The sequence below is a fragment of the Enterococcus sp. LJL128 genome, assembly GCF_056924295.1.
On sequence record NZ_JBXPBP010000001.1, the window covers coordinates 283,282 to 303,811 of the forward strand.

Annotated in this window: 20 protein-coding genes, 1 other RNA gene and 1 pseudogene; 9 read left to right on the top strand and 13 right to left on the bottom strand. The window is 39.2% G+C overall.

The features are described from left to right. The first annotated feature begins 203 nt into the window (after nt 1–203). Nucleotides 204–548, top strand: a complete 345-nt coding sequence (locus AC1Z3K_RS01490) for a hypothetical protein (RefSeq protein WP_461731611.1) — start codon at nt 204–206, stop codon at nt 546–548. 117 nt (nt 549–665) lie between these two features. Here the strand turns inward: AC1Z3K_RS01490 and groL are convergent, their stop codons facing one another. Together groL and groES are read right to left on the bottom strand one after the other, a co-directional pair. After that, nucleotides 666–2,294: a chaperonin GroEL gene (gene groL, locus AC1Z3K_RS01495; protein WP_426082774.1), complete on the bottom strand. Its 1,629-nt coding sequence runs from the start codon at nt 2,292–2,294 to the stop codon at nt 666–668. A gap of 116 nt (nt 2,295–2,410) precedes the next feature. Then, nucleotides 2,411–2,695, bottom strand: a complete 285-nt coding sequence (groES, locus tag AC1Z3K_RS01500) for a co-chaperone GroES (RefSeq protein ID WP_426082772.1) — start codon at nt 2,693–2,695, stop codon at nt 2,411–2,413. A 236-nt stretch (nt 2,696–2,931) separates the two neighbouring features. Here groES and AC1Z3K_RS01505 point away from each other — a divergent pair, with 236 nt between their 5' ends. Continuing rightward, nucleotides 2,932–3,108: a hypothetical protein gene (locus tag AC1Z3K_RS01505; protein ID WP_426082770.1), complete on the top strand. Its 177-nt coding sequence runs from the start codon at nt 2,932–2,934 to the stop codon at nt 3,106–3,108. Nucleotides 3,109–3,170: 62 nt separating this feature from the next. Next, entirely contained in the window at nt 3,171–3,827 is a 657-nt protein-coding gene (locus tag AC1Z3K_RS01510) for a CPBP family intramembrane glutamic endopeptidase (RefSeq protein WP_426082768.1), read from the top strand. A 257-nt stretch (nt 3,828–4,084) separates the two neighbouring features. On the opposite strand, the gene AC1Z3K_RS01515 is transcribed toward AC1Z3K_RS01510, so the two are convergent. Continuing rightward, nucleotides 4,085–4,738: a redox-sensing transcriptional repressor Rex gene (locus AC1Z3K_RS01515; protein ID WP_426082078.1), complete on the bottom strand. Its 654-nt coding sequence runs from the start codon at nt 4,736–4,738 to the stop codon at nt 4,085–4,087. 197 nt (nt 4,739–4,935) lie between these two features. Here AC1Z3K_RS01515 and AC1Z3K_RS01520 point away from each other — a divergent pair, with 197 nt between their 5' ends. Further along, entirely contained in the window at nt 4,936–6,870 is a 1,935-nt protein-coding gene (locus tag AC1Z3K_RS01520; protein ID WP_461731612.1) for an ABC transporter ATP-binding protein, read from the top strand. A 254-nt stretch (nt 6,871–7,124) separates the two neighbouring features. Here AC1Z3K_RS01520 and AC1Z3K_RS01525 read toward each other — a convergent pair whose 3' ends face one another. From AC1Z3K_RS01525 to AC1Z3K_RS01560, 8 genes and pseudogenes are all read right to left on the bottom strand, one after another. Beyond that, nucleotides 7,125–7,361, bottom strand: a complete 237-nt coding sequence (locus AC1Z3K_RS01525; protein WP_461731613.1) for a choline/carnitine O-acyltransferase — start codon at nt 7,359–7,361, stop codon at nt 7,125–7,127. A gap of 171 nt (nt 7,362–7,532) precedes the next feature. Further along, nucleotides 7,533–7,979 (bottom strand): D-aminoacyl-tRNA deacylase, encoded by a 447-nt coding sequence (gene dtd, locus AC1Z3K_RS01530; RefSeq protein WP_461731614.1) that lies wholly within the window; start codon nt 7,977–7,979, stop codon nt 7,533–7,535. A 10-nt stretch (nt 7,980–7,989) separates the two neighbouring features. After that, nucleotides 7,990–10,203: a RelA/SpoT family protein gene (locus tag AC1Z3K_RS01535; RefSeq protein ID WP_461731615.1), complete on the bottom strand. Its 2,214-nt coding sequence runs from the start codon at nt 10,201–10,203 to the stop codon at nt 7,990–7,992. Between the two features lie 361 nt (nt 10,204–10,564). Further along, nucleotides 10,565–11,200, bottom strand: coding sequence for a deoxyribose-phosphate aldolase (locus AC1Z3K_RS01540; RefSeq protein ID WP_426082083.1), 636 nt, complete (start codon nt 11,198–11,200; stop codon nt 10,565–10,567). Between the two features lie 2 nt (nt 11,201–11,202). After that, nucleotides 11,203–11,964, bottom strand: coding sequence for a 16S rRNA (uracil(1498)-N(3))-methyltransferase (locus tag AC1Z3K_RS01545; RefSeq protein ID WP_426082084.1), 762 nt, complete (start codon nt 11,962–11,964; stop codon nt 11,203–11,205). Nucleotide 11,965: 1 nt separating this feature from the next. Further along, on the bottom strand, nt 11,966–12,913 hold the full coding sequence (prmA, locus tag AC1Z3K_RS01550; protein WP_426082085.1) for a 50S ribosomal protein L11 methyltransferase: 948 nt from the start codon (nt 12,911–12,913) through the stop codon (nt 11,966–11,968). 18 nt (nt 12,914–12,931) lie between these two features. Beyond that, the gene (locus AC1Z3K_RS01555; RefSeq protein ID WP_461731616.1) at nt 12,932–13,420 is read right to left on the bottom strand and encodes a DUF3013 family protein; all 489 of its coding nucleotides are present in this window, start codon (nt 13,418–13,420) and stop codon (nt 12,932–12,934) included. Then, nucleotides 13,362–13,990 (bottom strand): annotated as a pseudogene (locus tag AC1Z3K_RS01560) (DNA-3-methyladenine glycosylase). Before AC1Z3K_RS01560 ends, AC1Z3K_RS01555 begins: the two are co-directional and overlap by 59 nt. A 595-nt stretch (nt 13,991–14,585) precedes the next feature. Here AC1Z3K_RS01560 and AC1Z3K_RS01565 point away from each other — a divergent pair. From AC1Z3K_RS01565 to AC1Z3K_RS01585, 5 genes are all read left to right on the top strand, one after another. Continuing rightward, nucleotides 14,586–15,374, top strand: coding sequence for a hypothetical protein (locus tag AC1Z3K_RS01565; protein ID WP_461731617.1), 789 nt, complete (start codon nt 14,586–14,588; stop codon nt 15,372–15,374). A 237-nt stretch (nt 15,375–15,611) separates the two neighbouring features. Then, the gene (locus AC1Z3K_RS01570) at nt 15,612–16,892 is read left to right on the top strand and encodes a replication-associated recombination protein A (protein ID WP_461731618.1); all 1,281 of its coding nucleotides are present in this window, start codon (nt 15,612–15,614) and stop codon (nt 16,890–16,892) included. A 55-nt stretch (nt 16,893–16,947) separates the two neighbouring features. Next, nucleotides 16,948–17,139, top strand: a non-coding RNA gene (gene ssrS / locus AC1Z3K_RS01575) — 6S RNA. Between the two features lie 70 nt (nt 17,140–17,209). Beyond that, nucleotides 17,210–17,479, top strand: coding sequence for a hypothetical protein (locus AC1Z3K_RS01580; protein ID WP_426082090.1), 270 nt, complete (start codon nt 17,210–17,212; stop codon nt 17,477–17,479). A gap of 135 nt (nt 17,480–17,614) precedes the next feature. Continuing rightward, a complete protein-coding gene (locus AC1Z3K_RS01585; protein ID WP_426082091.1) occupies nt 17,615–18,085 on the top strand; it encodes a universal stress protein in 471 nt (156 codons plus the stop codon). A 318-nt stretch (nt 18,086–18,403) separates the two neighbouring features. On the opposite strand, the gene AC1Z3K_RS01590 is transcribed toward AC1Z3K_RS01585, so the two are convergent. Both AC1Z3K_RS01590 and AC1Z3K_RS01595 read right to left on the bottom strand, forming a co-directional pair. Next, a complete protein-coding gene (locus AC1Z3K_RS01590; RefSeq protein WP_461731619.1) occupies nt 18,404–19,222 on the bottom strand; it encodes a GNAT family N-acetyltransferase in 819 nt (272 codons plus the stop codon). Between the two features lie 111 nt (nt 19,223–19,333). Continuing rightward, on the bottom strand, nt 19,334–20,521 hold the full coding sequence (locus tag AC1Z3K_RS01595) for an acetate/propionate family kinase (protein ID WP_426082093.1): 1,188 nt from the start codon (nt 20,519–20,521) through the stop codon (nt 19,334–19,336). Nucleotides 20,522–20,530: the final 9 nt, after the last annotated feature.

The following is a 20,530-nucleotide window of genomic DNA, read 5'->3' on the forward strand; positions in this document are numbered from 1 at the left end:
GATTTTTGGGTCCCGCTCTACTAATCTATACATCATTATTGCTAATTTTATTCGTTGAAAAATTTATTTCTATATCATATATCCGTATGTGAAAGTAAAAAAGTCGTTCTGCAAGCTTCCTACGTCATTCAGCCTTTCTGATTTTTGTTGCTGTTCTGCTTTTATCCTTGTAGAATATAATCAAAAAAAGAGAGATACTTATTATGAATCTAAGTGATTTACCGCTTGCCCTAGATATAGCCTTTGCAGGTGTTACAATTTCTGGAATTTTATTATTGATTGGATATTTTCTAAAATTATCCAATGGAAAATTCTGGTCTTTCCCTTTTTGTTTGCTGTTTAATGATGCTGATGAACGAGCTATAGGAAACAAGATGAGAAGATTCATATTTTCATATGTCCCTGTATTTTTTGATTTTATTTCTATTTTTAATGCTGCGATAAATCTGTGTCGTCCTTCTATCCAAATTGAATTACTTTACTTTTCCTATGAGGAATACTTTGTATTTGGAGAAGACTCGTTGTTAAAATATGGGATTCATTTATGATTATTAAACAACCTATATTTTTTTTAGAAAAGTTTTGCCCTTTTTAGCCCTATAAGCAGTAAAAAACAATAGAAAACAAAAAAAGAACCCTGATTTCTCAAGGTTCTTAGAGGTTACTTACATCATGCCGCCCATACCCATTGATGGATCCATTGGGGGAACAGCTGCGCCAGCTGGTTCTGGTTTATCTGCAACTACTGCTTCTGTTGTCAGCAACAATGCTGCTACAGAGGCTGCATTCTGCAAGGCTGAACGAGTTACTTTTGTTGGGTCAACAATTCCTGCATCAAGCATGTTTACCCACTCACCATTGGCTGCATTAAAACCAATACCTAAATCAACATTTTTTAGTTTATCAACGATGACTGAACCTTCATAACCGGCATTTTCAGCAATTTGGCGAATTGGTTCTTCTAATGCACGAACCACGATTTTCACACCTGTTGCTACATCGCCTTCTGCGTCTACTTCTGTTACTTTACCAATAACATTTACCAACGCTGTACCACCGCCGGAAACCATTCCTTCTTCAACAGCCGCACGAGTTGCGTTTAAGGCATCTTCGATACGAAGCTTCAATTCTTTAAGTTCTGTTTCTGTAGCTGCACCGACTTTAACTACCGCAACACCGCCAGCTAATTTTGCCAGACGTTCCTGTAGTTTTTCACGGTCGAAGTCAGAAGTTGTATCAACAATTTGATTTTTGATTAGTTGAACACGAGCATCAATAGCTTCTTTGCCGCCGGCTCCCTCAACGATTGTTGTATTGTCTTTATCAACAACTACTTTACTTGCATTACCAAGGTTTTCAATAGTTGTATCTTTTAACTCTAAACCAAGATCTTCAGTAATCACTGTTCCACCTGTTAAAACAGCAATATCTTCAAGCATTGCTTTGCGGCGGTCACCGAAGCCTGGCGCTTTCACTGCAACCACATTGAAGGTTCCGCGGATTTTATTTAATACTAGTGTAGGTAACGCTTCACCATCTACATCATCAGCAATAATCAGCAGCGGACGAGATTGTTGTAGAATTTGCTCTAATAAAGGCAGAATATCTTGGATATTTGAAATTTTCTTGTCAGTAATCAAAATATACGGATTTTCTAAAACAGCTTCCATTTTATCATTGTCTGTCACCATGTATTGAGACAAATAGCCGCGGTCAAACTGCATGCCTTCTACAACATCCAGCTCTGTTTCGATTCCTTTCGACTCTTCAATAGTGATAACACCATCATTACCAACTTTTTCCATTGCATCTGCAATTAGCTGACCAACTTTTTCTGAACCAGAAGAAACAGCTGCTACTTGTGCAATTGCTTCTTTTGAGTCTACAACAGCAGAAATATTATGCAGTTCTTCAACCGCTGTTTTTGTAGCTAATTCAATTCCCCGGCGGATGCCTAAAGGATTTGCTCCAGCAGTGACGTTTTTCAGCCCTTCACGAACAATCGCCTGTGTTAAAACAGTAGCAGTTGTTGTACCATCTCCTGCAATATCATTAGTTTTAGAAGCAACCTCAGAAACTAATTTAGCACCCATATTTTCAAAATGATCTTCTAATTCAATCTCTTTTGCGATTGTTACACCATCATTGGTGATTAGCGGTGAACCATAAGATTTTTCTAAAACGACATTACGACCTTTTGGACCTAATGTTACTTTTACTGTATCAGCTAAAATATCCACACCACGAAGCATTGCTGCGCGGGCATCTTCTGCAAATTTAATTTCTTTTGCCATGTTATTTCCCACCTTATTTAATTTATTATTCATTCTGTTTTTATTAGGATTTACCTGAGAACTCTATTACTTAAATAGCTCAGATTTACCTTAATACTATAAAAATTATTAGAGGTTTATTCTACAACTGCGATGATATCTTTTCCTGAAACAATTAAATATTCTGTTCCTTCATATTTAACTTCTGTTCCGGAATACTTTTCAAACATAACTGTATCGCCTTCTTTTACTTCCGCAGGAACTTTTGTACCGTTATCTAATACACGGCCTTCTCCCACCGCGATAACTTTACCAGTCTGTGGCTTTTCTTTTGCAGCTGAAGCTAAAACAATACCTCCTACTGTTTTTTCCTCTTCCTGTGCGACTTCAAGAATGATGCGATCGCCTAATGGTTTTAACACAATAAATCCCTCCATGATAAATTTTTTGATTTTTAGCACTCTTGCAAAGAGAGTGCTAACTCACACTATTTATAATACTCATTTCTGATTTGCTTTGCAAGTCTTTTGTATGAAAAATAAGATTTTTATCTTACTTTGGATTATCTCCCAAATCCATTGACCATTTCATTCCAGTATTTAGCGCACTTCATGCTAAAATAGAATTAGTGGAAAATAAAAAAAGGAGGAAAGCGAATATGAAACAGCGCATTGCTCAGACTATTATTCTTACATTTGTTTATCTTTTCATCGCAAATGCCGGAAATCTTTTTTTTGGTGTAGATAAGCAATTCGACTGGACAACTACCTTGTGGGAAGCCTTGTTTTTTTCAATTTTTATTTTCCTTTTATTAGGATTCCGCCACAAAAAATAGATAGGTTTTCAGTTTTCTATAGGATAGTTTGAACTACTCACTTGAAAAGAAAAGAGGATTTTATGGCTGCTAAAAAAACAAGTATGACAATGATTTTGATTTACCTGGCTGTCTTTGTCTCACCATTGCTCTTTGCATCAGCTTCGCAGGATGTCGTGGTCTTAGCCTCCACACTAGCCTATATTTTAGGTGCAGGTTTAATGATTGGCTTATATCTAAAAGATAAAGAAAAAACAATGGTGGAAAAAAAGGGGCGGCTTCACTCTCCAGTATTCGTTCTGCTTCTCGGAGTTAGCGGCATCTTTCTGGCTCTCTTTCTTCAGGGAATTGTTGTTAGCCTTCAAACGACCATTACAAATACAGCTCCTAATTCAGAAAATACTAAAAATATTATCTCAATTATTTTGAACAACAGCTTATTTGTTTTTGCGACAATTATTGGGGGACCAATTATGGAAGAATTTGTTTTCCGACGTTCATTAATTGATCTCTTCTATTATGAAAAGACTGGTTTTTGGTTGGGAGCAATTCTCAGCTCAGCACTTTTTTCCATTATTCATTTTGACGGAAACTTTTTTGTTTATTTCGTTCTGGGGCTTTTCTTTGCCATTCTCTATAAAGTGACTGGGAAAATCTGGACCTCCATCATTGCCCACTGTGGTATGAATACACTTGTCGTAGTTATACAGCTGATTCTTTATTCCAGCGGACACTCATAGAATAAACTTCACAAATTATAGATGCATATACTTCAAAGAACAATTTTATAGCATTGCTAAACAGCATTAGCTGTTCTTCAAAATAAAAGAGGGGCTTGAATCAGATTTTATAGGATAAATTTTTAATTTAAAAAGAGATAAAGGAACGTCAGATTGCGTTCCTTTATCTCTTTTTTATTAAACGAAAAGACAGATACTAAACAACATCTTGTGTAATTCCCAGGTTTCAGGACGTCCATCTTAATTGCTTTTACCGTCTATTCCTCACCTGTCTCAATCAAATCTCCATCGTGATGCAGGAAATAGATTAATGTTTGCAGTTCATTGGTTAGATCGACATTTTGAATCAATACATCTGATGGCGCTGCCAGACGGGCAATGGTAAAGTTTAAAATTCCTTTAATCCCCGCTTCAGCTAGCTGATTTACAACATCCTGCGCTTTTCTGGCAGGCAGCGTTAAAATTGCCACCTCAATTTGTTGAATCTTGATTTGCTCCAGCATATCCTCGATAGGATAGACAGGAACACCATCTACGATTCGTCCAACGATTTCTTCGTTGATATCAAAAGCACAGCTCACACGAATACTGTTGCTCTGATGAAATTTGTACTTCAATAAAGCACTGCCCAGATTCCCAACACCAATTAAAGCTACATTGGTTAATTCATCATCATTTAGTGTTTTACCGAAAAAGTTCATTAGATTTTCTACATCATAGCCATAGCCCCGTTTTCCCAGCTCACCAAAGTAAGAAAAATCTCTACGAATCGTAGCGCTATCAACTTGAACTGCTTCACTCAACTCAGTTGAGGAAACTTTACTTTTACCAGCATCATATAAAATACGTAAATAACGATAATATAAAGGAAGCCTACGCGCAGTGGCTTTTGGTATCGTTTGCTCTTTCACATTCATACCTCCAACTCATTCTATATCTCCACTACTAATAATAGCAGTTCCAAGAGCTAAAAAGCAACGTTGGTGCTCATAAAAAACTATTTATTGCCTAAATCTTCTGTTTTATATCCTGCAGCTTCTTATGTAACTGAATTTTTTAGTATTTTATGCTAAACTAAGAAAGATTACGATGAAATGAGGATAGAACCATGATCTTACTACAAGCAAATCAGATTGCCCGTTTTTTTGGCGCTGAAACTTTGTTTGAAAATATACAAATGGAAATAGCCGACAACAGCCGGATTGCTCTGGTAGGTCGGAATGGTGCTGGAAAATCTACACTCTTGAAAATCATTGCTGGAGTAGAGGCTCCGGATGCTGGAACTATTTCTAAAACCAAAACAGCTACCATTGGTTATCTTGCTCAGGACACTGGGCTGGACTCTGAAAAAAACATCTGGGATGAAATGCTGCTGGCGTTCTCAGCTATTACTGCTATGGAAAAGAGAATGCGGGAGCTAGAACAGCAGATTAGTCAGACAGATCCTGAGGCAGCTAATTATCCTTCAATCTTAAAGGAATACGATAGACTACAGCAGGACTTTTCAGACAAAAACGGCTACAGCATGGAAAATGAGATTCGTTCTGTGCTGCATGGCTTCGGTTTTGATGACAGCTTTTACGATCGTCCGGTCGCTTCACTATCTGGGGGGCAAAAAACTCGTTTGGCATTGGCCCGAATGTTACTCCAGAAACCAGACTTGCTGATTCTCGACGAACCAACCAATCATTTAGATATTGAGACGTTATCGTGGCTGGAAGGCTACCTGCCAAACTATTCTGGTGCGCTGCTAATCGTTTCTCATGACCGTTATTTTTTAGATAAGGTCGTAACTGAAATCTATGAAATCAGCAGACGAAAGATGCGCTACTACAAAGGAAATTACTCTAAATACCTTGAACTAAAGGCCGAACAACTAGCTAGTGAGTGGAAAGCATTTGAAAAGCAGCAAACTGAAATTCAAAAGCTGGAAGATTTTGTCGCTAGGAACCTAGTACGGGCTTCTACGACCAAACGGGCGCAAAGTCGTAGAAAAACACTGGAAAAAATGGAGCGGCTGGATCGCCCTGCCGGAGATGAAAAATCTGCTAATTTTCTTTTTGATATTGAGAAGGTTTCCGGGAACGTCGTTTTACAAGTTGAAGACGCGGCGATTGGCTATGATGACACAATCCTTTCTGCTCCAATTACTATGGATATCCGCCGACAGGAAGCAATTGCATTAGTTGGACCCAACGGTATTGGAAAATCCACACTCTTAAAATCGATTATCGGCACGTTACCCTTTATTAAAGGACAAGCTTTTCTCGGAACAAATGTTTCAATTGGCTACTATGATCAGGAGCAGGCAACTCTTCATGGCAACAAAACCGTTTTGGCAGAGTTATGGGATGAGCATCCAACGACTCCGGAGAAAGATATCCGCAGTGTTTTAGGCAGCTTTTTGTTCAGCGGGAATGATGTAGAAAAAACTATTCCATTATTAAGCGGCGGAGAAAAAGCCCGTGTTGCTCTGGCTAAGCTGTCAATGAATAAAGAAAATTTTCTGGTTCTTGACGAGCCAACTAACCACCTAGACATTGACAATAAAGAAGTATTGGAAAACGCCTTGATTGATTATGAAGGCACCTTGCTCTTTGTTTCCCATGACCGCTACTTTATTAACCGAATTGCTACCAAAGTCATTGAACTATCGGAAAATGGAAGTAAGCTCTACTTAGGCGATTATGATTATTATTTAGAAAAGAAAAAAGAAGAGGAAGATCTTGCCGCTTTAGCCGCAGGTGAAGCGCAAGAGAAAGAAGTATTCGCCAGCAATAAAAATAACTTTTACCAGAACAAAGAAGCTCAGAAAATCTTAAGAAATCTGAAACGAAAAATTACTCAGATTGAAGAAACTCTCAGTAAATTGGATGAGCATATTGCTGAATTAGAAATAGAAATGAGCCGTCCTGAGGTTGCCGATGACCATGTCGGGCTGATGGAACTTAATAAAAAGCTGGAAAAAGCACATGAAGAACAAGAACAGCAGCTACAAGAATGGGAAGATTTGAGTCTTGAATTAGAAGAAATGGAATCTTAGAACGCCCGATTTGAAGCTTTTTCTAAACTTCAGCTTTCTCCTTCAATTATCAGAAAAATGTTGAGTTTTCAGCCTTAATAAATAGTTATTTGCCTATTTATTGAGGTTGAAAGGGCTATAGGGTTTGTCCTAAGGATAAACCCTACAGCTCTTTTTTTGCGTCTAACTTTTCAGCTTTTCTTGTTTCTTTAGTAATTCTACGTAATGTGCTGATAACTGGATAGCGAAGGAACCAGAGCAAAATTAGACTCGCTTTAGACAGGTCCTCTGCCGCTTAAATAGCTGTCCTGCCAGAAAGAAGCCAACCAGCTGCCGGAGCTGTTCTGCTGATGTTTTAATAAGCGCTCCTGAAGTACTCTGCCAGTTCCTTCAGAAAATTCTTCCAGACTGCGGCTGAGTTCTTTGCTTTCTTCAGCCGTTATAAAGGGACTCGCCCAATTAAACAGCTCCACTAATGTATCTTCTAAATCAGGAACAGGCAGCTTTTCCAAATGAGGCAATCGCTTTTTTATATTTATGCAAGTTTTTTTCCAACACCTTCCTGCAAACAAATGTAAACGCTCACTAACTTATTATACCAATTTTTCTGAGCATTTATAAAAGTTTACAAAAAAAGCCCCTATTATCAAAAATCAATTTTTTTGGTAATAGGAACTTTGTTATTATTTTTCTCTTGTATCGATAATGATTGTTACCGGTCCATCATTTGTCAGTACTACATCCATATCTCCGCCAAATTCTCCGGTTTCAACAGAGATGCCGGTTGCTTCCAGCTGCTGATTAAATGCTTCATACAACGGAATAGCCTGCTCAGGACGTGCGGCTTGAATAAAGCTCGGTCGATTTCCCTTTTTAGTATCTGCATATAGCGTAAATTGTGAAATACTAAGAATACTCCCCTGTACTGCCTGAATATCCAGATTCATCTTACCTTCATTATCCTCAAAAACACGCAGTTTACTAATTTTTCGAACTAAATAGGCAGCATCTTCCAGCGTGTCCTCTTCATGAATACCTAGCAGAATCATGAAGCCATGACCGATTTTCCCAATCACTTTCTGTTCCAGTTTTACATGGGCACTGGAGACTCTTTGAATCACAGCTTTCAACTTACTCCTCCTATCCGTTCGTCCGGCGAACACTGTAAATTTCTGGTACACTTTTGATTTTATCGACAATTGTTTTCAAATGAGAAAGATTTTGGATTTTCACAGTGATATGAATCGTCGCCATCTTATCTTTTGTCGGCTTTGCCTCCACACTGACAAGATTTTTAGTCATTGAACTTATTACTTGTAAAACATCGTTCAATAAACCGCTGCGGTTATAGCCGTAGATTTCCAAATCTGCATCATATTCCTTATGAATATTATCTGCGTTCTCCCATTCCACTTCAATCATCCGTTCAGCCAGCTCTTCCTGATGCTGTACGTTAGGACAATCCGCCCGATGAATAGAGACTCCTCGTCCCTTAGTAATATACCCTACGATTTTATCTCCCGGAACCGGATTGCAGCAGCGGCTCAAACGAATCAGTAAATTATCAATTCCCTGAATCACAATCCCGCCTTCATGCCGAACCTTCATTTTATCTGATTCTTTCTTCACCGGCTGAGTCATCAGCTCTTCCGCTTCCTGCTTTTGTTTCTCCAGTTCAATCTGCTTCCGTTCCTTCTCAGTCAAACGGTTGGAAACGACCTGGGCACTGATTTCACCATATCCAACCGCCGCATATAAATCATCCTCAGTTTGATAGTTGAACCGCTCTAAGGCTTCAGCAATTTTTGCCTTACTCATAAACTCTTTAGGCTGGAAGCCGTGTTCGTTTAGGTATTTTGTAATTGCATCATGTCCTTTAATGACATTGACTTCTCTATCCTGTACCTTGAAAAAGCGTTTAATCTTATTTCTTGCCTTACTTGTTTTAACCATCTTCAGCCAGTCACGACTCGGACCAAAAGAATTTGGCGAGGTAAGGACTTCAATTATGTCTCCATTTTTCAGCGTGTAGTCCAGCTGTACCATTTTGCCATTAACCTTGGCACCGGTTGTTTTATTGCCAATTTCCGTATGCACGCTGTAAGCGAAGTCCAGTGGACCAGAGCCCTTCGGCAATTCGGTTACATCCCCAGTCGGAGTAAAAACATAAACCTTGTCACTAAAGATGTCTCCTTTAACACTTTCCATAAAATCAGATGCATCATAGCTTTCATCTTGAAGTTCAAGAATTTCTCTAAACCAGCTCAGCTGTTTACCAGATGGATCTTCCTCCACCTTATCTGTCTTGCCTTCTTTATACGCCCAGTGAGCAGCTACCCCGAACTCAGCAATTTGATGCATCTCATGTGTTCGTATCTGAACCTCAACAGGATTTCCTTTTGGACCAATCACAGTTGTATGGATGGATTGATACATATTAGCTTTCGGCATGGCGATATAATCTTTAAACCGTCCAGGCATAGGTGTCCATTTTGTGTGGATTGCGCCCAGTACCGCATAGCAGTCCTTAATCGAGTCAACAATCACACGGATTGCCAGCAAATCATAGATTTCTGTAAACTGCTTCTTCTGGTCCTTCATCTTCCGATAAATCGAATAGATGTGCTTTGGACGGCCATAAATTTCAGCATAAATTTCTAACTCTTCTGTAGCCTTTTTGATATCTTCAACCGCTTCAAAAATATATTCTTCCCGTTCTTCGCGTTTCGACTGCATTAAATGAACAATCCGGTAGTACTGTTTTGGATTGATGTAGCGAAGTGCTGTGTCTTCCAGCTCCCATTTGATACGGCTCATCCCTAAGCGATGAGCTAAAGGCGCATAGATTTCCAGCGTTTCCTGTGCAATTCTTCTTTGCTTATCATCACGTAAATGCTTTAATGTGCGCATATTGTGCAGTCTATCGGCTAACTTAACCATAATTACCCGAAGATCCTGCGCCATCGCCAACAGCATCTTACGGTGATTTTCAGCCAGTTGTTCTTCATGAGACTTATATTTGATTTTTCCAAGCTTGGTCACGCCATCAACAAGCATAGCTACATCTTCGCCAAATTCATTTTTTAAGTCATCCAGAGTCACATCTGTATCTTCTACTACATCATGAAGAAACCCTGTAGCTACGGTATGAGGGTCCATATGCAGCTCAGCAAGAATACCTGCAACCTGAATCGGGTGAATGATATACGGCTCTCCAGATTTTCTGACTTGCCCCTCATGTGCCTCTTTTGCGTACTCGTATGCTTTCCCAACAAAAGCAGTGTGTTTCTCTGACATATATTTTGATACAATCCTTATAACTTCCGGTCCTGTTACAATTTCATCTTTCGGCATCGTTCTCACTCTCCTTCAGCTTTCAGCGGGTAGCTTTGTCCGCAATTCTTCACCAAGCCTAAAACTACAGATTTGCTGCAGAAAAGTACCATGGCAAAATCTTTTCAATCTTAAAACAGCATAGCAGAATTTAGCTGGAATCAGCGACTGTCTTTTCACTGCCGATGCTCTTTTAAAAGTGCGTATTTATTGTTTGCTGTCATTTTCCTACACGCCTTTGTTGTCATTTGCTTAGGAGTATTCGGTACAACAACAGCTATTTTTTGTAAAAAAGAAAAGTACTACTTGAAGCAGCAGCACTTTCAATACCCTCTTATTATACTCTAAAATCCCAAATTTTCAATTCCTTCATTTCTCGGAATCATGTAAATAAAGGTAGAATTTCTCTAGGATTGTTCACACCAATAGTCGTTGCTCCAGTTTGAAGCAATATTTCCATCTCCAATAAGGTCGGATTGTCTACGTTCACTTGGATTTCCAGATAACGGTCCCGCATTGTTCGAAACATCCCTAAATTAAACAACGCCGTCTCAACTGACAAATTAGAGCCTAAGGAAATCAGCTTCACGTTTGTCCGTCCAATCTGAATGGCGATTCGTCCTCGTTCCTCCTCTGTCATCTCTTCGATATCAATAAAAAAACCTAGTTCTCCTTTTCCAAAAGCCAGTGGTGCCAACATTTGATAGGTTTGTTTACTGATTGAAAGATTTTCTAAAGTAGCAGTAATTTGAACCTCTGTCGCTCCATCCCGATATAGTTCCCCTGTTTCAAACGCTTGTTTCGCCAAGGTGCCGACTCCTAATGGGTAATCGGCAATACTGCCAACGTGAACTTCAGTGCCTTCTAAAAGCTGTTTTGTTCGCCTCACATGATACGGCAAAACATATATCATTTTTATTTTATATTCCCTGATAAATAAAACTTCTTCTTTTAACTGCTGGTCGGTCATTGCCGGGTCCAGCAAAATAACAGAAATTCGATTTAAATCAATCCCCATATTCAACCCCCTTGCGACAACAATTCTTGTTGATAGCTAACCGCACTCAATGCATACAGCGGAGCCGTTTCAGCTCTTAAGATACGAGGTCCTAAACCACAGCATATGCCTCCGCTTTGCTCAAACAACGCAATCTCTTCAGATGAAAAACCGCCCTCCGGTCCAAACACAAACAGTAGCCGTGCACCTGTGTTAAGACTTGTTAACACGTCAACAAGTTTGCTCCGCTCATTTTGTTTTGCTGATTCCTCATAAGCAATCAGCACTTTATCATAGGTTGAAAACATAGCAAGCAGCTGTGCTTCTTTTTCCAGTAACTGTATTTCAGGAACTCTTTGACGGTGAGATTGTTCAGCCGCTTCCTGAGCTATTTTTATCAGCCGCTTCGTTTTGGCAGCCAGCTTTTTGTGATCCCATTTAACAATCGAATTTTGAGCCGGAAAGCCAATAAAGCTGCTGCTGCCTAGCTCTGTTCCTTTTTGCACAACCCATTCCAGCTTATCTCCTTTGGGTAGTCCGCAAGCAATGGTTACGTGGATGGGCAGTTCCTTATCCGCTGTTTCTTTAGACAGTTCTCTAACTGAGACCGTCTGTTCATCAATCGCTGTTATCTCTCCCAATACAACGATGCCGTCCTCAAACACTAAATAAAGCTCTTCTTCCGGCTTCATACGCATGACCCGTACAATATGATGATAATTTTCGTCTGTTACAGCAAAGACTTCTTGATTTCTATAAGATTCTTTTACAAAATAGCGCTGCATATTATTCGTCCTCTGATTTTTTTAAAATAATGGCATACCAGTCACCTTGCTGGAATATCTGATCCACCTGAAAACCAACACTTGTCATCTTTTCAAGAATCATCTCTTTTTTCTCTCTAATAATCCCTGAAACAACAAACGTCCCGGAATTTTTCAATAAGCGATATGCATCTTCCACCATCAATACAATGATATCTGCCAGAATATTCGCTACAATCACATCAGCTTCAACTGCGATTTCTGTCAATAGATTGTTTGCACCAACCTGAACATCAGCAGCAACGGGATTCAACGCCATATTTTCTTTGGCCGCAGCAACGGCTACATCGTCTAAATCATATGCATAAACAGTTTCAGCACCTAAATATTTTGCAGCAATACTCAGAACGCCGGAACCAGTTCCTACATCCAGCAGGGTTTCACCGCCTCGTAAAACAGTTTCCAAGGCCTGCAGCGTCAAACGTGTTGTCGGGTGAGTGCCTGTTCCAAATGCCATTCCCGGATCTAAAGTAATGATATGCTCTTTTGAATCTTTAGGTTCATACTTTTCCCAACTTGGTACAATCGTCAAGTATCGGGTTACCCGTACGGGATGATAATATTTTTTCCAGGCTGTTGCCCAGTCACTCTCGGCTACTTCACTAACGGTCAATTTATTTTTTCCAATCGCCAAGCCAAACTTCGGCAGCTGGGAGATATTTTCTTGGATGAACGGAACAATTTCCGGTAAAAAAGCAGTCTCTGGAAAATACGCCATAACTAACGCTCCCTCTTTAATATGAGCAAACTGATCTTTATCTAAAATCTCACCATAGATGTCGCTTTCAAAATTTTCAACATCCAGCGCATCCTCTATAGCAACACCGCTGGCTCCCGCTTCCATCATAATATTGGAGACCGCCTCGACAGCCTCACTTGTCGTTTCAACTTTCACTTCTGTCCACTTCATTTGCTTAATACCGCCTTTTTAATAGCTTGGATAAGGAAAATAGCTGTCTGTAGCTGTGCTAGCTTCCTTAATAGCTTTTTTAAATTCATCATCATTCCATACTAGTTCAAATGTTTCTTTATCCCCATCTGTCAAAAATTCAAGAAGACTATCCTGACCGTTAATCAGCACCTCATTTAGATACGTCAGTGCTCCATCAATTTCTCCTTTTGACATGCCTTTTTTCCCATCAAAAGGGATTACTGCCATATAATCTGAAGCATCAGGTATCTGCTTTACTTTTTGAGTGTTATAGAACAATAAGCCATCTTCAAACTCAATAATTTCAGATTCTGATACCACTCCCTGCGCATCATCAATTCGTTCTCCTGACTTATTTTCCGCAAATAACCGAACGACTAATTCAATCGTATGATTCCGTGTATCCCAGTCAATAGCGGTATCAAATTCAGTTATTTTCTTTTCCAACTGCTGATCCAAATAATCGAGTATTGTTTGTTTTTTCATTAGTTATTCATCCTTCCACCCCAGGGTTTCTTGATCCACCCCAGCTTTCTTCTGTAAAGATATATATGGGTTCCCCGCAACTGCGAAACGGAGCGGCGCCTCTGTCCAAATTCCTTTATTCGGAATACCGATACGCGGCAGTTCAAGAATTTTTTGAGGATATTTCCTCTTTTCCGAAACCAAGTGCAGCGGGCTGTCAAAAATCGACTGACCATACAGTTCCCGGCTAATCCCTAATGCAGCAACCAACTTGCCTGGTCCATTTGATAACTCCGGTCCGCTACGTCCTTTCCGGTGAATAATCATCTCTTCAACACCTGCAGCCGGCTGCAGTCCTCGAATCATTACTCCTTGCGGGTGTCCTTCATCTCCGGTGACCATATTTAGAATCAAATGTGTGTGCATCGTGTATAGGTAAATTGTTCCTGGTCTGCCGTACATTGCCTGCAGTCGTGGAGTATTCCTCATACCAAAGCTATGTGCCGCCTCATCTTCCGGACCTAAATATGCTTCTGCATCAACAATATATCCTGCCAACGTACCAGCTGCTGTTTCATGCTCCAAATACATACCCAGCAGATAGCGGGCAATCTCTTCTGTCGTGTGTTTTTCAAAGTATTGCTTGATATTATTCAATTTTGCCACCCTCTATCATACACAATCTATAGAAAATAAGCCATGAAAACAGGTAATCTTCCTGTGGTTCTCTCCAGCAAATCTAATCTTCAACCTTCGCGTATATCTTCTTATTAATAAATCACAAAAAGTCAAAGCTTGCTTTATAAAAAGCTAATCACGGCTAGTCTTGTTTTTTTAACAGTATTTATATATATTGTATCATATTCTTGCTCTTACAAAAGTATAAGAGCAAAGGGATTGACCTAATTACAAGAAAAATTTTTTTGAAAAAAGCTTGTTCATTTTTCAGCAAACATATTGATAAATCATTATTCGTCTTTTGCAGAGTCTCTTCAAATAACGTCTGCAGTAAAAAATAAATAAAATTTCTTATGCCAAATTGATTCTATCACCGAATAAAATACTCTTACCAAACAACATACGAATGTATGTTCTTATGATAAAAACATGGTATACTAGTGTATAAGAATTGGAATAGCTCTTCTTATTTTTTTATGTGTGTTTATTCCGGAAAGAGGATATTATTATGGCTTTCTTTAATCAGCTTTTTAGAAAAAAGGCAGACTCAGCAAAGAAAAGACCGGCAGCTTCTTCTGAACCGAAACAACTGTCTATCAATCGGCAAACCCTTGCTCCCTTCAATCTTCTGGAAAGTGAGCTGGACAGTATTTTTCAGCAAACCTACAGTTCGCAACACCCGCAAATCCATTTGATTACTAGTGAAGAATTTCAGGCCCTTTCCATGATGACTGAAGTGTTGCCGGATGTCTGCTTCTTATGGACAGATGATGAAAGTAATTACGCTGGACTTTTTTATCAAGGACCGTTAAGAGGAAAAATTATGTTTCTTGATCATGGAAACCCTTTTTATGTTCCTTTATATAAAACAGTTGATTCGTTTATCCAACGGGTGGCAGATGGAAGCATTGAGAATCTATACATACCTGAACTGGGCGCTCAGTCATCGGAAAACAAGCCAGTTGCGGATTTTCCAATGAAAGCTGACAGCTCCAGTGAAATGCAGCAGAATTATGCCTGTAGTAAAATACTACTGGGGCAGCTTTCTCAGTCTTTAAATGAGGATGATTATGCCCAAATCGCTTTTCAGGCTTTTTATCTCATGCCAAAAGAACACCTTTATGAGCTTCTGCCCTTCTTGGATAATGAAAATATGTATATTTTACAAGAGCTGCCTTATCTATTTGCTTTTCACAATTTCCTGCCTGCACGTCCTCTGCTTGAGAAAGCTGCGGAAGCTGGAAACAACTATATAAAAAGTCATGCGCAAAATGCATTGAAGCGCTATACTGCTTAGCAAGATACATGACTCTAAAACAAACAAGGATTATGAACAAAATTTCCCACCCTGTTTCCGCAATATCTAAACAGATGACAAGAACAAAATGAATTGCTGCAATACTTAGCTGTAATAAGCACCAGTTGGCACTTCATATCACTTTGCCTTCTAAGATTCAGACTTTCATTCCTGTCTTATGTGCAGTCTTGTAAGCTTTTATCAATTTACGATTATGAACAGAAAGGAAGTATTCCTATGCAAAAACCGCTAGCCTACCGTATGCGGCCAAGAAATATAGATGAAGTTGTTGGTCAAACACATCTTGTAGGAGAAGGAAAAATTATCCGCCGTATGGTGGAGGCACGTATGCTTTCTTCCATGATTCTCTACGGACCACCGGGAACTGGAAAAACCAGTATAGCCAGTGCAATTGCCGGTTCTACGAACTATGCCTTTCGAATGCTGAATGCGGCAACAGATACTAAAAAGGATTTGCAAATAGTTGCGGAAGAAGCAAAAATGAGCGGAACAGTTATTCTGCTGCTGGATGAGGTTCACCGCTTGGATAAAACCAAACAGGATTTTTTGCTTCCACATCTGGAAAGCGGACGAATTATTATGATTGGAGCAACAACTGAGAACCCCTATATTACTATTAATCCTGCAATACGCAGCCGGACACAAATCTTTGAAGTAAAACCTTTAAGCGAAGAAGATATTCAAACTGCTGTGAACTGGGCTTTGGAAGACAAAGAAAGAGGATTAGGAGAATATCCTATAATATTAGAACCAGAAGCTCTCCTGCATTTATCTCGAGCAACAAACGGCGATTTGAGGAGTGCTTTAAATGGGTTAGAATTAGCTGTAAAATCGACGAAGGAAAATAATGAGCAAAAAATTGTCGTTACACTATCGATTATTGAAGAATGCATTCAGAGAAAAGCACTGACACATGATAAAAACGGCGACGCTCATTATGATGTTATTTCTGCCTTCCAAAAATCGATTCGTGGAAGTGATGTGGACGCTGCGCTTCACTATTTAGGTCGATTAGTCGTCGCAGGTGATTTACCGATTATCTGTCGCCGCCTAATGGTTGTTGCCTATGAAGATATTGGGCTGGGAAATCCGACAGCTGCTGCGCGAGCAGTTACAGCTGTACAGGCCGCTGAAAAACTAGGCTTTCCTGAAGCTATTATGCCGTTGTCTATGACTGTTGTTGAACTCTGTCTCTCACCCAAATCTAATTCTGCAAATGCGGCATTAAGCAGGGCCATTGCAGATATCGAAGCCGGTAATGCCGGAGAGGTTCCTGATCACTTAAGAGACAGTCATTATTCTGGGGCCAAGGAACTAAACCGCGGAATTGGCTATCAGTATCCTCACGCCTTTGAAAATGCTTGGGTGAATCAGCAGTATTTACCGGATAAACTAAAAAATGCAAAATACTATGAACCGATTGACACTGGAAAATATGAACAAGCCCTTCATCATCAATACGACCGAATTCAAAAATGGAAACAAGAAAATTCATAAATTCTCCAATGCATGGTCATTGCCGGATGGCAGAAGCTATGCTATTATAAAGATGGTTAATCTGTGATGTGCGCGTTGTCTTTTTTGTGTGTTGACCGAACATTTTATTGATATCTCGGGATCCGACTAGTATCCAGATGGGTAGCATGCCTTTTCATTTGGTAGCTCGAAATCAGGGATCGTGGAACCCACCTGCTAAGTGCGGGATCAATACTATAGGACAAATAACGGCATCGACGGATTATCCTTTTTTTTAAACTTTCCAGAAACTGTGACATTAATGTAGATGTCGCAGTTTCTTTTTTTGGGGGAATACTATGCTTATTCGTTTTCTTATTTTAGCTGCAGCTATACTCGCTTTTATCATCAGTATTTATTTAAAAAAGAGCTTTCCTCTTCTTGCAGCTGCATTAAAAAAGGACATCTCTTCAGATTTTTTTGATAGCTTTAGCCGCCTGTTCTTAATTTTCGGAGTGTTGGGTATTGTAACAGCAATTATCAATCTATTTTATCTTTCCTTAGTCTATATTATCTTTCTATTAATGCTTGCCGCAGTTTTTGGAATCTCATTCTCAAAAAAAATATGAGAATTTTACCCTTTTTGATTTGAATTTCGACTGTTTTGTTCTACAATAATAGTGTAGAACGATTTAATGTTATATAAATCCTTTGGGACACCTCGCAGGATTCATATAGAGTAAATAATAAAGGAGTTGATTCCTATGTTACAAAATTATCGTAAAATCATGGTAGCCGTCGACGGCTCAGCGGAAGCAGAACTGGCTTTCAAAAAGGCTGTCAATGTAGCAATGAGAAATGATGCAGAACTACTACTAGCGCATGTCATTGACACGCGGGCTTTCCAATCCATCTCTTCTTTTGATGGGATGTTGGCTGAGCAGGCAACAGAAATGGCTAAACAAACATTGGATGACTACAAAAAACAAGCAGAGGAGCACGGCTGCGAAAAGGTTTCAACCGTTATTGAATACGGATCGCCGAAAGGAATCATCGCCAAGCAGCTTCCTCAAGATCACAATGTTGATCTTATCATGATTGGTGCAACTGGACTAAACGCTGTAGAACGGCTATTTATCGGATCTGTTTCAGAATACGTTATCCGCAATGCCGCCAGTGATGTCCTTGTTGTAAGAACAGATTTAGACAATAAGGTACCAAAAGAAGTAGAATAAAAGCTATAAAAATAGGACCCAGCCAAAAGCATTCAGCTTTTGGAAATCAGATGATGTTCACAAAAATGATTTTTTAATTTTGTGACTTTCAGCTTGTTTCCAGAAGAACAGCTTTTGTCTGGCCTTTTTTAATTGTAAGAGAGTTAGGGCAAAAGTATGACGCCTTGGAGCATAATACAAAGTAGATGAAAATTGTTAAGAAACTTTACGAAGAAATTCGAATAGCTGCTGATAGCTCCCTCAGTATTAGGAAGTAAACACGGATTAATGTCTTGCCTGCTCATTTTATTTTTTAGAATAGATTAATTTTTAGTTTGATTACTCTAGTTCATCTGTATTATAATTTTTTTCCATCTGATACTGCTCTACAATTGGGCTAAAACCTATATTCAACAGCTGTTTAGTCTCTTGCGATGATTCAGAGAAGTTCATCCCTACAACCTGTTCACGGCCAAATGCTTCCGCTAGATTTCTTATCATGTTTTCGCCATCTTTGTTGAAATCAACAAGATTCATCTGACAAATCGTCACCTGCTGTTCATTTCTCGACAATACTATTGTTCCAATCCGTTTATTTTCTTCTGAACTGATTTTATAGCCCTCATTTCCATGACTTAGCCAGTTTTGCCAAGGAGTATTGTCCGGTTCTACAATTTGTTCAGCTGCTATTTTTGAAAAAGACAGCTTACTTTGCGGTTTTTCTGTTACTTTCCTTTTTAGAACTAGAACCTTCGATGCAATATAATAGCCTAGCTTTTTATAGAGTTCAACTGCCTTAGTATTTTCAGTAATTACTTCCAGCGTCATTCTGGATACGCTATGCTGCTTGGCTATTGTCTCAGCCTGATTCATCAAAAGCTTTGCTATATTTTTGCTGCGATACTCTGGATGAACTGCCAAGCCTCCAATCCATCCTACTTTTTCTTGCCCCCACACTGCTTCACCATACAAAATAATTCCAGCAGGCTTTCCATTACTCAAGTATATCCAAGACCAATCATCCTTTAGCTTCAAAAAACTAAGCCTGTCATTCAGCTGCTGCTCCGTCACCTTAACTGGTACTAAATAATCTGAAAATCCCTGATTCCATAGTTCAGTCCGAACTGCTGAAGGAGTCTCCTTAAAAGATTGGAACACATCTCTCACACCTTTCTTAATCGACTATTGTTTCACTTAACTTTTTAAAAAGAACCCTTCACTCAGTAGTAAGAGTGAAGGGTTCTTTGGCTTCGGTAAGCTATTTGTTGATTATTTACGGAAACGCTCAACATCACGCGCAATTACTAATTCCTCGTCTGTAGGAATCAATAGTACTTTTACTTTTGAATCTTCAGTTGAAATCACAGATTCTTTCCCGCGCACATTATTTTTCTCAGCATCGATTTCACAACCGAACCAAGTCATTCCTTTAATTACTTCGCTACGGACATGAGAATCATTTTCTCCAATTCCCGCAGTGAACACAATTGCATCCACACCGTTCATTACAGTTACATAACTGCCGATATATTTACGGATACGGTCTGTAAAGATGTCATATGCTGTTTGTACTTCTTCTTTGTCAATATTTGATTCCAAGTCACGCATGTCACTAGAAATACCTGATAATCCTAATAAACCGGATTTTTTGTTTAAAATATCAATCATTTCCTTGATATCAGTCAAACCAAGCTTTTCCATTAGGTAAGGAAGTAATGAAGGATCAATATCTCCAGAACGAGTACCCATTGTTACGCCGGCTAACGGTGTGAAGCCCATTGATGTATCTACAGAAACACCGCCGTCAACAGCTGTAATTGATGCACCGTTCCCTAAGTGACAAGTGATGATTTTCAGCTCTTCAATTGGTTTGCCCAACATTTCAGCAGCACGTTGTGCTACGTATTTATGGCTTGTTCCGTGAGCTCCATATTTACGTGCGGCAAACTTTTCATAGTATTCAGTTGGAATACTATATAAATAATTGTGCTTAGGCATTGTTGTATGGAAAGCTGTATCAAAAACTGCCACACTTACGATGTCTGGTAGAATCTTTTTGAATGCTTTAATTCCCATTGCATTTGCTGGATTATGCAAAGGAGCAAGATCTGCCAATGCTTCAATTTTTGCCAGTGCTTCATCGTCAATCAAAGCTGAATCTTTAAAGTCTTCTCCACCAGCAACCACACGGTGACCAACCCCAGTGATTTCATCATATGAACCAAGAATATTTAATTCAATCAACTTATCAAGCAGCATTTTAACAGCAACTTCGTGATCGTTAATATCAATGATTTCTTCATACTTTTTATCGTCACCATACTTGATTGTAAAAATTGAATCATTTAATCCAATACGTTCAACGATTCCTTTAGCGATAACTTCTTCATTTGGCATTACGTATAATTGCCATTTCAAACTTGAACTTCCAGCGTTGATTGCAATTGTTTTAGACATGATATTCTC